Source organism: Brenneria sp. L4-2C (assembly GCF_040240335.1).
GTDB lineage: Bacteria > Pseudomonadota > Gammaproteobacteria > Enterobacterales > Enterobacteriaceae > Brenneria.
This window is the reverse complement of the sequence record NZ_JBEIAC010000003.1, coordinates 13,333-29,588: the sequence shown is the minus strand read 5'-3', so window position 1 is coordinate 29,588 and position 16,256 is coordinate 13,333. Positions and strand designations below refer to the sequence as shown.

Annotated in this window: 13 protein-coding genes and 6 tRNA genes; 1 reads left to right on the top strand and 18 read right to left on the bottom strand. The window is 52.8% G+C overall.

The window, feature by feature from the left end:
• Positions 1-77: 77 nt before the first annotated feature.
• The 9 genes from ABRZ26_RS06315 to miaB all read right to left on the bottom strand — a co-directional run bounded on the left by ABRZ26_RS06315 (position 78) and on the right by miaB (position 9,700).
• On the bottom strand, positions 78-803 hold the full coding sequence (locus ABRZ26_RS06315; protein ID WP_319603412.1) for an amino acid ABC transporter ATP-binding protein: 726 nt from the start codon (positions 801-803) through the stop codon (positions 78-80).
• Positions 803-1,477, bottom strand: coding sequence for a glutamate/aspartate ABC transporter permease GltK (gltK, locus tag ABRZ26_RS06310; RefSeq protein ID WP_319603411.1), 675 nt, complete (start codon positions 1,475-1,477; stop codon positions 803-805). The genes ABRZ26_RS06315 and gltK overlap by 1 nt, the downstream gene beginning before the upstream one ends.
• A 3-nt stretch (positions 1,478-1,480) precedes the next feature.
• On the bottom strand, positions 1,481-2,221 hold the full coding sequence (locus ABRZ26_RS06305; protein ID WP_319603410.1) for an amino acid ABC transporter permease: 741 nt from the start codon (positions 2,219-2,221) through the stop codon (positions 1,481-1,483).
• 287 nt (positions 2,222-2,508) lie between these two features.
• Positions 2,509-3,405, bottom strand: coding sequence for a glutamate/aspartate ABC transporter substrate-binding protein (locus ABRZ26_RS06300; RefSeq protein ID WP_319603409.1), 897 nt, complete (start codon positions 3,403-3,405; stop codon positions 2,509-2,511).
• A gap of 389 nt (positions 3,406-3,794) precedes the next feature.
• Positions 3,795-5,324: an apolipoprotein N-acyltransferase gene (gene lnt / locus ABRZ26_RS06295; RefSeq protein ID WP_319603408.1), complete on the bottom strand. Its 1,530-nt coding sequence runs from the start codon at positions 5,322-5,324 to the stop codon at positions 3,795-3,797.
• A gap of 7 nt (positions 5,325-5,331) precedes the next feature.
• Positions 5,332-6,210, bottom strand: coding sequence for a CNNM family magnesium/cobalt transport protein CorC (corC, locus tag ABRZ26_RS06290; RefSeq protein WP_319603407.1), 879 nt, complete (start codon positions 6,208-6,210; stop codon positions 5,332-5,334).
• 202 nt (positions 6,211-6,412) lie between these two features.
• Positions 6,413-6,892 (bottom strand): rRNA maturation RNase YbeY, encoded by a 480-nt coding sequence (gene ybeY / locus ABRZ26_RS06285; RefSeq protein WP_319603406.1) that lies wholly within the window; start codon positions 6,890-6,892, stop codon positions 6,413-6,415.
• Positions 6,889-7,944: a PhoH family protein gene (locus ABRZ26_RS06280; RefSeq protein ID WP_319603405.1), complete on the bottom strand. Its 1,056-nt coding sequence runs from the start codon at positions 7,942-7,944 to the stop codon at positions 6,889-6,891. The genes ybeY and ABRZ26_RS06280 overlap by 4 nt, the downstream gene beginning before the upstream one ends.
• A gap of 331 nt (positions 7,945-8,275) precedes the next feature.
• A complete protein-coding gene (gene miaB / locus ABRZ26_RS06275; RefSeq protein WP_319603404.1) occupies positions 8,276-9,700 on the bottom strand; it encodes a tRNA (N6-isopentenyl adenosine(37)-C2)-methylthiotransferase MiaB in 1,425 nt (474 codons plus the stop codon).
• A 299-nt stretch (positions 9,701-9,999) separates the two neighbouring features.
• Between miaB and ubiF the strand changes: the two genes are divergently transcribed.
• Entirely contained in the window at positions 10,000-11,166 is a 1,167-nt protein-coding gene (gene ubiF, locus ABRZ26_RS06270) for a 3-demethoxyubiquinol 3-hydroxylase (protein WP_319603403.1), read from the top strand.
• A 322-nt stretch (positions 11,167-11,488) separates the two neighbouring features.
• Here ubiF and ABRZ26_RS06265 read toward each other — a convergent pair whose 3' ends face one another.
• From ABRZ26_RS06265 to nagC, 9 genes are all read right to left on the bottom strand, one after another.
• A complete protein-coding gene (locus ABRZ26_RS06265; RefSeq protein ID WP_319603402.1) occupies positions 11,489-12,139 on the bottom strand; it encodes a T6SS effector amidase Tae4 family protein in 651 nt (216 codons plus the stop codon).
• A gap of 62 nt (positions 12,140-12,201) precedes the next feature.
• Positions 12,202-12,276, bottom strand: a tRNA-Gln gene (locus tag ABRZ26_RS06260).
• Positions 12,277-12,282: 6 nt separating this feature from the next.
• A tRNA-Met gene (locus ABRZ26_RS06255) sits at positions 12,283-12,359 on the bottom strand.
• Between the two features lie 56 nt (positions 12,360-12,415).
• A tRNA-Gln gene (locus ABRZ26_RS06250) sits at positions 12,416-12,490 on the bottom strand.
• A 53-nt stretch (positions 12,491-12,543) separates the two neighbouring features.
• Positions 12,544-12,618, bottom strand: a tRNA-Gln gene (locus tag ABRZ26_RS06245).
• A gap of 53 nt (positions 12,619-12,671) precedes the next feature.
• Positions 12,672-12,756: transfer RNA gene (locus ABRZ26_RS06240), tRNA-Leu, on the bottom strand.
• Between the two features lie 6 nt (positions 12,757-12,762).
• Positions 12,763-12,839: transfer RNA gene (locus ABRZ26_RS06235), tRNA-Met, on the bottom strand.
• 221 nt (positions 12,840-13,060) lie between these two features.
• Positions 13,061-14,722 (bottom strand): asparagine synthase B, encoded by a 1,662-nt coding sequence (gene asnB, locus ABRZ26_RS06230; protein WP_319603401.1) that lies wholly within the window; start codon positions 14,720-14,722, stop codon positions 13,061-13,063.
• A 301-nt stretch (positions 14,723-15,023) separates the two neighbouring features.
• Complete coding sequence (nagC, locus tag ABRZ26_RS06225) at positions 15,024-16,247, bottom strand: DNA-binding transcriptional regulator NagC (RefSeq protein ID WP_319603400.1); 1,224 nt, start codon at positions 16,245-16,247, stop codon at positions 15,024-15,026.
• Between the last annotated feature and the right edge of the window lie 9 nt (positions 16,248-16,256).

The window sequence follows — 16,256 nt, the reverse complement described above, 5'->3', positions numbered from 1 at the left end:
GGCGCGCGCGGCGTTCGGCAAGAACTCTCAGACGAGAGAATAAGGGCTGGCGGCGGCTAGCCCTTATTCTTGTTGGATTAGTGCAGGATCTTCGCCAGGAAGTCTTTGGCGCGGTCGGACTTGGGATTATTGAAGAATTCGTCTTTCGGCGTATCTTCAATGATTTTTCCCTCATCCATAAAAATGACCCGATGCGCAACCTTGCGGGCAAAGCCCATTTCATGCGTCACCACCATCATGGTCATCCCTTCCTGCGCCAGTTCCACCATAACGTCCAACACCTCGTTGATCATTTCCGGATCAAGCGCCGAGGTCGGTTCGTCGAACAGCATCGCGATAGGGTCCATGCACAGCGCGCGGGCAATGGCGACACGCTGCTGTTGTCCCCCGGACAGTTGGCCGGGGAACTTGTTTGCCTGAGCGCTCAATCCCACGCGTTCCAGCAGCTTTAACCCTTTAGCGCGCGATTCCTCAGTGTTGCGTCTCAAGACTTTTACCTGCGCCAGCGTCAGGTTGTCGATAATGGACAGGTGAGGGAACAGCTCAAAGTGTTGGAACACCATGCCGACTTTTGAGCGTAACTGGGCCAGATTGGTTTTTCTGTCGTTAACGATGATGCCGTTGACTTCAATCTCGCCCTTTTGAATGGGTTCCAGGCCGTTAACGGTTTTGATCAAGGTGGACTTACCGGAGCCGGAAGGGCCACAAACTACGACTACCTCACCTTTTTTGACTTCCGTGGAGCAGTCGGTTAGCACCTGAAATTGACCATACCATTTAGAAACATTTTTCAGGAAAATCATCAAACCGTCCTTTTTTTCAGGTAACTGACCAGCATTGATGCGCTGATGCTGATAATAAAATAAACAAATCCGGCAAATAGGATCATTTCAATTTGTGTTCCGTCGCGTTCCCCAATCATCGAGGCGGTACGGAAGAAATCGGCCAGGCTAAGCACGTAAACCAGCGACGTATCCTGGAACAGGACGATGCCCTGCGTCAGCAGCAGGGGTACCATTGCGCGGAATGCCTGCGGCAGGATCACCAGCTTCATCGATTGCCAGTGGGTCATACCGAGCGCCAGTGCCGCCGATGATTGCCCGCGAGACACGCTGAGTATGCCCGCTCGGATAATCTCAGAATAATAGGCGGCTTCAAATAACGAGAAGGCAACCATCGCTGAGATTAATCGAATATCCGTCTTTGGCGAAAGGCCGAGCACATTTTGCAATAAGCTGGGCACCACCAGATAGAACCACAGCAATACCATGACCAAAGGTATGGAACGGAACGTGTTGACGTACAGTTTGGCGAACCAGCTTATCGGTTTGAACGGTGAAAGCCGCATTACCGCCAGAATGGTTCCCCAGATAATACCGACAATGACCGCGGTAACGGTAATTTTAAGCGTGATCACCATGCCCTGTAGCAGATAGGGCAGACTAGGTGCAATGGAACTCCAGTCAAATTCATACATGAATTATTTGCTCCCCATATTGCCCGGCAAACGGGTTTTCTTCTCAACTACCTGCATGATCATCATAATAATGACATTAATACCGACATAGGCCAGGGTAATCGCGGTGAAAGACTCATACGCGTGGGCGGAGTAATCCAGCAACTTGCCTGCCTGAGCAGCCATATCCACCAGACCGATGGTGGAGGCGATGGCGGAGTTTTTGACCAGATTAAGCATTTCCGACGTCAACGGCGGCACGACCACGCGGTAAGCGTTGGGAAGCAGCACGTAGCGGTAGGTCTGCGGCAGCGTCAGCCCCATCGCCAGCCCCGCGGCCTGTTGACCGCGCGGCAGAGACTGGATGCCTGCGCGCACCTGTTCGCACACGCGAGCCGCGGTAAACAGGCCCAGACAGATCATGGAGGATAAGAAGAACTGAATGTTGGGATCGAGTTCCGCTTTAAACCACATGCCGATATCGGTTGGCAACAGTTCCGGCACCACCAAATACCAGGTGAAAAATTGTACAATCAGCGGTACGTTACGGAATAACTCAACGTAGCAGGTACCAATTCCCGCCAGAAAACGGTTAGGGACGGTACGTAAAATACCAAATAAAGATCCGACTAAAAACGCAATAATCCAGGCGCATATGGACAAGGCGACCGTCACTTTCAGGCCGGACAATATCCACCCCAGATAGGTAGTATTACCGAATGGGGCCTCTTGTAAAAATATGCCCCAGTTCCAATCTATTGACATAACAAACTCCGGTAAAAAAGGGTAGCGAGGCTACCCTGAAGATTGATGAGCGGCGTATTACCCATAATCTTTCAAGTTGCAGGCGCGTTGGTATTGGCCGATGCGTCACTGGTTTAACTGCTTACCAGGTAAGCGCCAGCGAATTTTCTCGGTACCGTTTCTCGCATCTCAAAATCTATTGGATATTGATATGCGATGGGGAACGACCATCGCATATTCGTCTGTCTCTACCGCGAATCAGCAATCATCGGGCAGGCAATCCCGCCCTTAACGTCATGCATGACTAATTAGTCAAACGCCTTATCATTCGGCGCTTTGAACAGGGCTTTTAATTCATCGGAAAGTTCAAAGTTCAAATTGAGATCTCTTGGCGGGATCGGTTGTTTGAACCAGCGATCAAACCATTTTTCGGCTTCGCCGGAGGTTTGTACTTCAGCGATGGTTTCATCAACCAGTTGCTTGAACTGCGGATCGTCTTTACGCAGCATACAGCCGTAGGCTTCTTCCGACTGCGCCGTGCCGACGATATCCCACTGAGCCGCATTTCTGGCTTTGGCGCGTTCGCCCGCCAGCAGCGCGTCATCCATCATAAAGGCGACGGCGCGTCCGCTTTCCAGCGTGCGGAAAGAGTCGCCATGATCTTTAGCGCTGATGATGCGCATATTCAGTTTTTTCTCGTCATTCATCTTATTCAGCAGGATTTCAGACGTTGTACCGGAGGTGACCACCACCGGTTTTCCCGCCAGATCCGGGAAATCTTTAATACCGGAATCTTTTTTCGTTAACAGACGGGTGCCGACAACGAAAATGGTGTTCGAGAAAGCCGCTTGTTTCTGCCGTTCCAGGTTGTTGGTGGTTGAGCCGCATTCCAGATCGTAGGTGCCGTTCTGCAACAGGGGAATGCGATTTTGTGCGGTAATGGGCAGCAGTTTGACCTGTAGGTTAGGCGCATCCAGCTTTTTCTTTACTGCCTCGACGATCTTATCCGAATAAGACTGAGAGTAGCCGACAACTTTTTGCTGGTTATCGTAGTAAGAGAAAGGCACTGACGATTCACGATGGCCGATAACGATAACGCCATTATCTTTTACTTTTTTCAGCGTGCCAGCCAGATCTTCCGCCTGGGCCAGGCTGGCTGAGGTACCAAGTAGAAGCAGTGATAGTGCCAGTTTACGCATTTGCATGTTTGAACTCCTTTGCTGTAGTGATGGCGCTTTAGTGATGGCGCTAAAGTTGTGCTGCTAAATTAATGATGACGTTCAGAGACTTCCTCGGTACAAAAATCATGCACCGCTAAAGAGCGAAGTAACGACGTATACTGTTAAAAAATAGCTCATTGTAAATGGTTTGATGCATAAATGTTTGTTTTTTGCGACCCACTCTGCACCGAATGATGGCAACAAAACCGTTACGCGCTAAATTGGTGCATTCGTTGCCCTAAAAATGTGCCATTGCTGAGCGAAACGATAAAAAAACGTTGAGACAACCATTTACAATATATTTAACAGGCAAAGATCATGCCATAAATAACTAAAGGCATGCGTTAACATGCCGTTAGCTTGAGAGGAAGGGATTAACGACGGCGGAAACTGAAGGCAGCGGCGGTAAAACCGCCTAGCAGCGTGATGATCCACAGCGGCCAGGAGCCGAAACGGGCATAAGGCGTAAGCCCAGAGGCGGGGACGACCTGCGCATCCAGCACCGCGCGGGTAAACTGCGGCAGGCTGGCGCTGATGGCGCCGTCAGCGGCAATCACGGCCGTTACGCCATTGTTGGTGCTGCGAACCAGCGGGCGCCCCAGCTCCAGCGCGCGCATCCTCGCCATCTGGAAATGCTGCCACGGCCCGATGGAATGGCCGAACCAGGCGTCGTTCGAGATGGTGAGCAGCATATCGGTGTCTTCGCGGAAGTTGTCCCGCATCTGATGGCCAAGAATAATTTCATAACAGATGGCCGCGGTCAGCTTATAGCCGCTAACGTTTAACTGCGGTTGAAGGTAATGGCCGCGGCTGAAGGAGGACATCGGCAAATCGAATAGCGGCGCCAGCGGACGCAACAGCGTTTCCAGAGGAACAAACTCGCCGAAAGGAACCAGGTGATGCTTGTTGTAGCGATTGGCGGTTGGATAATGATAAGGCGTTTGATCGCCCAGCACGATAATGCTGTTGTAAACGTCATATTGCGAACCGTTACGCCGTGAATCAACGATGCCGGTGAGCAAGCTGCTATGCTCTCTGCGCAGAATATCGTCTATTTGGGAAAGATAAGCGCCCTGGCGGCTTTCGATATCAGGAATGGCGGATTCGGGCCAGATGATAATCGGTGCTTTAGCCATATAGGGCAGACTGTTGTCGAGATAAATTCTCAGCGTGTCCAGCAGTTGATCCGAATTCCACTTCAGTTCCTGGGGGATATTCCCCTGCACCAGCGCCACATTCACCGCGCGTTCGGGCAGCGGATTGAACCAGTGAAGATTGCGCAGCGGCCACGGCAGCGCCAGCATGGCGATGGCGATAACCGCCGGCCCGATGCGGCGCTGATGCAGAGCGAAAACCAGCAGGCCGCTGATGCTCATCAGCAGGAAAGTAATGGCGTCGATACCCAGCAACGGCGCGATCCCTTTCAGCGGGCCGTCAATCTGGCTGTAGCCGAATTGTAGCCACGGAAAACCGGTCAGTACCCATCCGCGCAGAAACTCCGTCAGTTGCCAGAGCGCCGGCGAAGCGATAGCCAGTCGCCACCAGGTGGTTTTCGGCCACAGCCGCGCCATAAGCGCGGAAAACAGCAAAGGATAGAGCGCCAGATAGGCGGCCAGCAGCAGCACCAGCCCGATATTGATGGCTTCGGGCATGCCGCCGAACTGGGCAATGCTGACGTACACCCAGTTTACGCCGCTGCCGAACAGGCCAAGGCCCCAACAAAAGCCAATCCAGGCTGACTGGCGCACGCTGCGGTTCAGGGTCAGCGCCAGCAATCCCATCAGGGCGATAAGCGCGGCCGGCCAGAAGTCAAAGGGAGAAAACGCCAGCGTGCCGCAGGCGCCGAACAAAAGCGCCAGCAGGGCGCGAACCTGCTGGCGTTGAAGAAAAGAGGCGAGAGCCATTGGTAAATTAGTCTTCCAGTTGAGGTTGGGGCGCGTTGTCAGGAATTCTGACGTGTACCTGGATAATGCGTCGGCTGTCGGCCATCGCAACTTTAAACAGATAACCTTCTATCTCAATGGTTTCTCCACGAGCAGGCAAATGTCCGAAAGACTGCATGATTAAACCGCCGATGGTATCGACCTCTTCATCGCTGAACTGCGTACCGAAGGCTTCATTGAAGTCTTCGATATCGGTAAGCGCGCGCACGGTATAGGTCTGGCGGTTGAGCTGACGGATATCGCGATCTTCTTCATCGTCGTATTCGTCTTCAATCTCGCCAACGATTAACTCAAGGATATCTTCGATGGTGACCAGTCCGGACACGCCGCCGAATTCGTCAATCACGATTGCCATATGATAACGCAGGGAGCGGAATTCGTTCAACATCCGGTCGACGCGTTTACTCTCCGGCACGACGACGGCGGAGCGCAACACTTTATCCATGCTGAAGGGCTCGGAATCGCTGCGCATAAAAGGCAGCAAGTCCTTGGCCATCAGAATACCTTCGATATGGTCTTTATCTTCGCTGATGACGGGGAAGCGGGAATGCGCGGATTCGATAATGACGTCCAGACACTCTTCCAACGTTTGGTTGTGCTTCAGAGTAATCATCTGCGAACGCGGGATCATGATGTCGCGTACGCGTTGCTCGGCGATATCCATTACGCCTTCAAGCATATCCCGGGTTTCCGGATCAATCAGATCGTTCTGTTCGGAATCACGGATCAGCGCCAGCAGATCGTTGCGATCTTTCGGTTCGCCGTGAAAAAGCTGATTGAGGATTAAAGAAAAGAAACCCTTTTTGGGACTGGGGCTATCGCTGTTTTGAGAATGGTCGTCGCTCATGGCGTTTTAATTAATATCTCTCATGTTAATGAATCGTAATCAGCAGGTCGGGAAGAATGGTGCAGCCTGACTGACGTGAAAATAGTTTGTAATCCAGAATGATTTCATTATTGCGGCTGAGGGCAGAATCGCGGTGATATCAAGGGTTGCCGGGAAAACGCCCCTGCGGACGATTTCCCTTGATAGCAAACGCGGCAGCCTATTATTCAGTAAAGCTGTCTTTTTCTGCAAGATAGGGGTCGGCATATCCCATATTTTGCATTATTTCCGTTTCCAGCGCTTCCATCTCTTCGGCTTCGCTGTCTTCGATATGGTCATACCCTAGCAGATGCAGACTGCCATGGACAACCATGTGCGCCCAATGTTCTTCCCGCGTCTTTTCCTGCTCATCGGCTTCCCGCTCAACCACCTGACGACAGATGATGAGATCGCCCAGCAGGGGCAGTTCGACTTCCGGCGGCGCCTCAAACGGAAATGAAAGCACATTGGTCGGCTTGTCTTTGTCCCGGTAGGTATGGTTCAGATGCCGGCTTTCCGCTTCATCCACGATGCGGATAGTCACTTCCGAGACCGCCTGAAACTGCGGCAACACCCCTTCCAGCCAGCGCTGAAAATCCTTTACGTCAGGCAATCCCTGGGCCTGTTCGCTGGCGATTTGTAAATCAAGGATGACCTGACTCATTTGTGTTCCTGTTCCGAAGCCGATTGCGCCTCGCGTTTACGTTGTTCCGCCAGCGCGTCTTTACGTTTTTGGTCGGCGATTTCCCAGGCTTCATAAGCATTGACGATCCGGGCCACCACCGGGTGACGCACCACATCCTCGCTGCTGAAGAAGTTAAAGCTGATCTCTTCAACGTCGGCCAGCACTTCAATAGCATGACGCAGACCCGATTTCTGGTTGCGCGGTAAGTCAATCTGCGTCACGTCGCCGGTGATCACCGCTTTGGAATTAAAACCGATGCGGGTCAGGAACATTTTCATCTGCTCGATGCTGGTATTCTGGCTTTCGTCCAGAATGATAAACGCATCGTTCAGCGTTCGGCCACGCATATAGGCCAGCGGCGCTACTTCGATCACATTACGTTCGATCAGCTTTTCGACTTTTTCGAAACCCAGCATTTCAAACAGGGCATCGTACAGCGGGCGCAGATAAGGATCGACTTTCTGGCTTAGATCGCCCGGCAGAAAGCCCAGTTTTTCGCCGGCTTCAACCGCCGGGCGGGTCAGCAAAATACGGCGGATTTCCTGGCGCTCCAGCGCATCCACGGCAGCCGCGACCGCCAGATAGGTTTTCCCCGTCCCCGCCGGGCCGACGCCAAACGTGATGTCATGGTCGAGTACGTGCGCGATGTACTGCGCCTGATTGGGCGTACGCGGTTTAATCACGCCGCGTTTGGTTTGAATATTAACCGCCTTGCCGTAATCGGGAACGCTTTCGGCAGACTGCTCCAGCGCGCGGGACTCTTTGATGGCGAGGTGAATTTGCTCGGGTTCAATGTCGCCAACGATGCCACGCACCGGAGCGGTATCGACATACAGATGCTTCAGGATATCGGCCGCAGCGTCAACGCAGACTGCTTTGCCTACCAGCTTGAATTTGTTATCCCGACGATTGATTTCAATACCCAGACGGCGCTCCAACTGCTTGACGTTATCGTCAAACGGTCCGCAGAGGCTCAGCAGGCGTTGGTTATCTGCGGGTTCAAGGGCGATCTCTTTTGTCGTTACGTTCAAATTATTCCTCTTTGGCTTTAGCGGCAGGCCGCGTGACGACCTGTATCAGACAGCGCAGTTTTCGCTGCGCCACATGTATGGATTATTTATCGCTAATGGCAAATGGCGCAAGTAGCAATCTGCTGACAAAGCTCATAATACACCACGATCCTCCTCCACGGCCCACTCCCGTCATTCCCGCGAAGGCGGGAATCAGCCGATGGCTGTTTGCGGTTTCAGGGGGAGATTCCCGCCTATTGCCGCGGGAATGACGGGATTGGGAAGGTTTGTCAGCAACCTCAATGGGTGGCAACGCCACCCATAATGAAGATATCGCTTGTCGTGACGACGATTAAGGCTGATAGATGCCCACGCCGATTTCGTTTTCTTTGCGCGTACGGGCGATCACCGCGGACGGCGACTCGTGTACGCGCAGATCCATCTGATCTTCGGTGCGCACCACGATGCCGCGCAATGAATTGGGGTAAACGTCGACGATTTCCACATCGACGAATTTACCAATCATGTCGGGCGTGCCTTCGAAGTTGACCACGCGGTTGTTCTCCGTGCGTCCCGACAGCTCCATGACGCTCTTGCGCGACGTGCCTTCCACCAGAATGCGCTGGATGGTGCCCTGCATACGACGGCTGTACTGCATCGCCTGCTGGGTGATGCGATCCTGCAAGATGTACAGCCGCTGCTTTTTCTCTTCTTCCGAGACGTCGTCCACCATGTCCGCCGCCGGCGTACCCGGTCTGGGGGAGTAGATAAAGCTGAAACTCATGTCGAAGTTGACGTCGGCGATCAGCTTCATGGTTTGTTCAAAGTCGGCCTGGGTTTCGCCGGGGAAACCGACGATAAAGTCGGAACTGACCTGAATATCCGGACGCGCGTTGCGCAGCTTGCGAATGATCGCCTTATATTCCAGCGCGGTGTGGTTGCGCTTCATCATGTTCAGTACGCGGTCGGAGCCGCTTTGTACCGGCAAATGCAGGAAGCTGACCAGTTCCGGCGTGTCTTCATAGACGCTGATGATGTCGTCGGTGAACTCAATCGGATAGCTGGTGGTAAAGCGAATACGGTCGATGCCGTCGATGGCCGCCACCAGACGCAGCAGTTCCGCGAATGAGCAGATTTCACCGTCGTAGGTCGCGCCGCGGTAGGCGTTAACGTTTTGCCCCAGCAGGTTGACTTCACGTACCCCTTGCTCGGCCAATTGTGCGATTTCAAACAGCACGTCATCGCACGGACGGCTGACTTCTTCGCCGCGGGTATAGGGTACGACGCAGTAGGTGCAGTATTTATTACAACCTTCCATGATGGAAACGAACGCCGTCGGGCCTTCCGCCTTCGGTTCCGGCAGCCGGTCGAACTTCTCGATTTCAGGGAAGCTGATATCCACTATCGGGCTACGGGTACCCTGCACGTGGTTAATCATTTCCGGCAGGCGATGCAAAGTCTGCGGGCCGAAAATGACATCGACGTAGTGCGCGCGTTCACGAATGTGCGCGCCTTCCTGCGACGCCACGCAGCCGCCTACGCCGATAATCAGATCTGGTTTGTTCTCTTTCAGCGCTTTCCAGCGGCCAAGTTGATGGAAGACCTTTTCCTGCGCTTTTTCACGGATGGAACAGGTGTTCAGCAGCAGAACATCGGCCTCTTCCGCGACCTCGGTTAGTTCATAACCGTGCGTACTTCCCAGTAAGTCGGCTATCTTCGATGAATCGTATTCGTTCATCTGACAGCCCCAGGTTTTAATATGCAGTTTTTTTGTCATCGACTTGCCATTACTCAGTGCGGGTAAGAAAGCTTTCCCTTTATTGGGGGCGCGTATTGTAATCTTTTGCTGCCGTTGTGACCAGAGTCCGCAAAGTTTCATCTTTATAAAAAAGCGCGGCGGTTTCATAAACCCTGCGCTTTTGTGAAAAAGTCATTTGAAATCCAGTACACTGCTGATAGGTATTTTCTTTGCTGTTACTAAGCATAGACCCTATAGATTGCCGGATGCGGACAGGCGGCCAATGCCTCTGCAACTTGCAAGATAACGGGTACAGACAAATTAGGGATGAAACCAGTATGCATTATGATGCGATCATCGTCGGCGGCGGAATGGTGGGCGCCGCCGCCGCATTAGGACTTGCCCGGAATGGTTTTCAGGTCGCGGTGATTGAACATGAGTCGCCGGCGTCTTTTACCGCCGATAGTCCGCCGGACCTGCGTATTTCAGCCATCGGCTATGCGTCCGTCGCGCTGTTGAAACAACTGGGCGCCTGGACGCAGGTTGAGCGGATGCGCAGCGCGCCTTACCGTCGCCTGGAAACCTGGGAATGGGATAATGCCCGCGTGGTCTTCGACGCGGCGGATATTCATTTGCCCGAGCTGGGTTTTATGGTGGAAAACCGGGTGTTGCAGCTGGCGTTATGGGCATCGTTGCGCGAGCTTGAACATTGTCGATGCTACTGCCCGAATAAGTTGAAAAGCATGCAACGCACGGCGGAGGGCTGGCGTCTTTCGCTGGATGATGGACAGAGTCTGACGACGACGCTGCTGGTCGGCGCTGACGGCGCCAGCTCCCAGGTGCGGCAGTGGGCGGGAATCGGCGTCAATGGCTGGCAGTATCGTCAGTCCTGCATGCTGATTAGCGTTGAGATGGCGTCGCAGCAGCAGGACGTTACCTGGCAGCAGTTCACCCCCGACGGCCCGCGCGCTTTCCTGCCGTTGTTCGGGCGCTGGGGTTCGCTGGTGTGGTACGACAGCCCGCAGCGCATCCGCCAGCTTCAGGCCTTGCCGTTAGCGCAATTGGATAAACAGATTGCCGTTACGTTTCCCGAGCGTCTGGGAAGCGTTAACGCGCGGGCTGCCGGATCGTTCCCGTTGGTGCGTCGTCATGCGCAGCGGTATGTACAACCGGGACTGGTGTTATTGGGCGACGCGGCGCATACCATCAATCCGCTGGCGGGGCAGGGCGTGAACCTGGGTTACCGGGATGTGGAAGCCTTATTGGATATCCTGATCAACGCCCGCGACGCCGGTGAGAATTGGTCTTCGGAACGTATATTGCGTCGCTATCAGTGCCGTCGCATGCCGGATAACCTGCTGATGCAAAGCGGCATGGATTTATTCTACAACGCGTTCAGCAATTCATTGCCTCCGCTGAACGTGGCGCGCAATCTGGCCTTGATGGCCGCGCAACGAGCCGGCGCGCTGAAACAGCGGGCGCTGAAATATGCGATAGGTCTGTAGATCCGGCTGTCCGCCGCAACCGTTGGGGCGGTTGCGCGCCGGGCGACCGCCTTAGTGGATCAAATCTGTAATCGCGGATGTCTGACTGACCGTCTGATAAATCAGCGTCTTAATTGGCGGCGACCAAGTGAGCCGCCAATTATGGCTCCAACAACAGTGCATGAAGGCAGGCCAACGAAAAATATTGTGGCATTGAGCGACATTTGATCTTCCCCCTGTATAGCGCCGACAAGGTAATGTGTAATCAGTGGGAAAAGAGCGAACATTATAGCGCCGCCGAGTGCCGCTCCGACCAAGATGAAAAGCAGCATTTTGACTATATTCATATCACTTTCCAAAACCAGATTTCTTTTGCATCAAAAAAGTCACTGAATTGACCTTCCCAGCTAAATCCCCACTGAATACGAAAATAACTAGAGCGTAAGGTAAGACGTGAACCATTCCATAGGTCTATGTGATCGCCTGAGCGGTTGGCAAAAGATTCGTTTCTTCGACGCCAATAATCCTTAAAAAAAATTATTCCAGTCTGTTCCCCAAGCACCTGTTCGAAGTTTTTAACATCAACTTTGACCGCAGGAAAAATGCCAGGGATAGGGGCGCTGTTTAAGCGCATTGGCGAGTTCTTCAGCTCGTAGGATATGGCCTTTACTTTTGGGATGGAGCCAACAAAATTCTGCCCGGAGTTTGATACATCATACCCACATCGAGCCAACGCCGTTCCTATTCGTATTGCGCATTGGTCATCAAATGCTTTATGACCGTCTTTGCGTCTGCAAGGATTTTCGTCACCTTTAACTTCAGGATGAGCATTCCATAAATCGGCAAAAATAACTCCCATGTCGTCATCCCTTAACGATGAATTATGCCGAATATAGGCTTTTGAATACTTTTGTTCAAAGCCAATGCCGGGAAATGCGATGTTTTCAGGATTATTTGCAAACAAATGGGTATGGTCGGATGCGACTGGCAGCATAACGAAACGGGGCGACGTCTTTCGACTGCCGCCCCGTTTCTTGCTGTTTTACCAGCTTTATTTGGCTGGGGTACCAGGATTCGAACCTGGGAATGCCGGAATCAGAATCCGGTGCCTTACCGCTTGGCGATACCCCAAAAATGTGGTGGCTACGACGGGAATCGAACCTGTGACCCCAGCATTATGAGTGCTGTGCTCTAACCAGCTGAGCTACGTAGCCAAATCTTACTGCTTTTTTTGCTATCTTACAACAAAAATCTTTAATCATCAAATAGATGGCTGGGGTACCTGGATTCGAACCAGGGAATGCTGGTATCAAAAACCAGTGCCTTACCGCTTGGCGATACCCCAACTGGGCAACAATACTTTCGCAACAAATGCTCTTCAGTATCGCCGCTTAAATATGGCTGGGGTACCAGGATTCGAACCTGGGAATGCTGGTATCAAAAACCAGTGCCTTACCGCTTGGCGATACCCCAATAGATAAAACCATTATCAAGCTTTGAAAAGCTATTTCAAGCCGTGAAAGTCATGGTGCGGGAGGCGAGACTTGAACTCGCACACCTTGCGGCGCCAGAACCTAAATCTGGTGCGTCTACCAATTTCGCCACTCCCGCAAAAGATGGTGGCTACGACGGGAATCGAACCTGTGACCCCAGCATTATGAGTGCTGTGCTCTAACCAGCTGAGCTACGTAGCCATCTTTTCCGCGTCACCTTCATCGGCGTTGCGGGGCGCATTATGCGTAGTTGGCCTAATTGCGTCAACAAATTTTTTCCCGAAAAGCGCTGACAAAGCGCCGTTTGTTTGGCTTATGAACAGTCTGGTGAGAAAAGCGTCAAAAACGGCGCTTTTCTGATAAATCAAATAGAAAAAACGGGCCTGTGCGGCCCGTTACATCGATAAAAATAAAAACCGCGATCAGTATGCGGACTGGTGTACGCCCACCGCGCGACCTGAAGGATCGTCCATTTTCTTGAAGGATTCATCCCATTCGATGGCTTTAGCCGAAGAGCAGGCGACCGACGGACCGCCTGGTACGCATTCAGCGGCGCTCGGCACCGGGAACAGCTCTTCAAAGATTTCGCGATACAGGTAGCCTTCTTTGGACGTCGGCGTGTTGTACGGGAAACGGAAGTGCGCGGTTTCCATCTGCTGGTCGCTGATTTGCTGAGCGGCAACCGCTTTCAGCGTATCTATCCAGCTGTAGCCCACGCCGTCGGAGAACTGTTCTTTCTGACGCCATGCCACGCTGTGCGGCAAGTAGGAATCAAAGCATTCGCGCAGAATGTGTTTTTCCATTTTGCCGTTGCCGCACATTTTATCGCGCGGGTTGATGCGCATCGCCACATCCAGGAATTTTTTATCCAGGAACGGCACGCGCGCTTCCACGCCCCAGGCCGACATCGCCTTGTTGGCGCGGGCGCAGTCATACTGGTGCAGCGCCAGCAATTTACGCACGGTTTCTTCGTGCAGTTCTTTGGCGTTAGGCGCCTTGTGGAAATACAGATAACCGCCGAACACTTCATCGGAGCCTTCGCCGGACAACACCATTTTAATGCCCATCGCTTTGATTTTACGGGACATCAGGTACATCGGCGTAGAGGCGCGAATCGTTGTCACATCATAGGTTTCAATGTGATAAATCACATCGCGGATCGCATCCAGGCCTTCCTGCTCAGTGAAGTGAATTTCATGGTGAACCGTCCCTAAATGGTTGGCGACTTCCTGCGCGGCTTTTAAGTCCGGCGCGCCTTTCAGACCAACGGCAAAGGAGTGCAACTGCGGCCACCAGGCTTCGCTGCGTTCATCGTCTTCGACGCGACGGGCGGCATATTTTTTCGTGATGGCCGAGATAACCGAAGAATCCAGACCGCCGGAGAGCAGCACGCCGTAAGGCACATCGGACATCAGATGGCTTTTTACCGACTCTTCCAGCGCGTCGCGCAGGGCATCGGCGTCGGTTTCGTTATCTTTTACATTGTCATAATCGAACCAGTCGCGATGATAGTATTCGCGGATTTCGCCATCTTTGCTCCACAGGTAGCTGCCGGCCGGGAACTCTTTGATGGTGCGGCAAACGGGAACTAGCGCCTTCATTTCAGAAGCGACGTAGAAGTTTCCGTGTTCATCGTAGCCCATGTACAACGGGATGATGCCCAGGTGATCGCGACCGATCAGGTAAGCGTCTTTTTCATTGTCGTAGAGCGCGAACGCGAACATACCGCGCAGGTCGTCGAGGAATTCCGGGCCTTTTTCCTGGTACAGGGCCAGGATAACTTCACAGTCGGAACCCGTCTGGAATTCATAACGGTCGGCATACTGTTGACGCAGTTCCTGATGGTTGTAAATTTCACCGTTAACCGCGAGAACATGCGTGCGTTTCGCGTTGTAAAGCGGCTGAGCGCCGGTGTTTACGTCAACGATGGACAGGCGTTCATGAGCCAGAATGGCATGCTCGCTGTCATAGATGCCAGACCAGTCAGGGCCGCGATGGCGCATTAAGCGTGACAATTCCAGCGCTTTTTTGCGCATTTCAACAGGATCGGTTTTCAGATCAAGCACACCGAAAATAGAACACATAGATAACTCCCTAAGCTCGCCGGTTTAACCAGACGAAGAATGTTTCAAATTGATCAGATGCAATTCGCGGATGCCGATAGCGCACGCCGCGTTTTCTGCATAATGATGGCAAATGCTGTATCAGTGACACTGATTTAGCATCAAAACGCGATAAGAATTCAATATCATCTAATGAAAAAAGCCATGTGAATGATGTTTGAATAATTTACATGGCATTTTAATGAATAATCGATAAATATCATCCGCGGAATCGCCGGATTTTTAATGATTCCATAACCCGACCTTATGGAAAAAACGGCGTTTAGTGCGTTTCCAGCAAGTATTGCAGCAGCACGCCGTTTAACATAGCGCGCTTCACCAGCGCAAAGGCGCCGATCGCGGAAAGATGATTGAGGCCGGATACCTCAACGGGAAGATCATCCCTGAAGCCTTTCAGCACCTGGGCGTTAATGCTGCGTTGAATGGCGGGCAACAGGATTTTTGCGGATTCGGTAATTTCTCCGGCAATCACCACTTTTTGCGGGTTGAATAGGTTGATGGCGATCGAGACCGCTTTGCCCAGATGCAGCCCCGCGTGTTCGATGACTTCGCGAGCGAGCGCGTCGCCCCGGTTGGCCGCCTTGCAGATTGCGGTAATCGTGCAGTTATCCGCGGTCAGTTTGCCTGAGTGGCCTTGCTGCAATAGGTGTTGCACCCGATGTTCGATGGCGGCATTGGAGACAATGGTTTCCAGACAGCCAAAATTACCGCAGTGACATCGCTCCCCCAGCGGATCGATCTGGATATGGCCGATTTCGCCCACGTTCCCCTTGTTGCCGAGAAAAATCTGTCCGTTGACCACAATCCCGGCGCCGACGCCGCGATGGACTCGCACCAGGAGCGAATCCGGCGAGTCGACCGTTACGCCGAAGTAATGCTCCGCCAGCGCCAGACTACGAATATCATGACCCACAAAGCTGGTGACATGGAAATGGCGTTGAATATTTTCGACCAGCGGCCAGTCGTCGACGCTGATATGCGGCATATAGCGGATTATGCCCGCCGTCGGGTCGACCAGGCCGGGTACCGCCACGGAAATGGCAATCAACTCACGGATTCGATGCTGATAATCATTCAGAAAATAACCGATGGCTGCAAACAGGGCGGCTTCCACCGTTTCCTGCGTTTTTTCCGGCAGGTCGTAGTGCTCTTCCGCCAGCGATTTCCCCTGCAAATCATACAGCGCAATGGTGGCGTCATGGCGGCCTAGACGCACGGCGATGGTATGAAACGGGCGCGTTTCAGCAACAATGGAGATGGCGCGTCTGCCGCCGGTTGAGGCCTGCTGGTCCACCTCTTTGATTAATCCGCGTTCCAGCAGCTGACGAGTGATTTTTGTGACGCTGGCGGGGGCCAGTTGGCTCTGTTCCGCGATTTGTATGCGGGAGATGGGGCCTTGCTGGTCAATCAGGCGGTACACGATCGCGCTGTTTAACTGTTTAACCAGATCGACATTCCCTATCTGCGCTTGTCCGCCAATGGTCATGAAAAATTA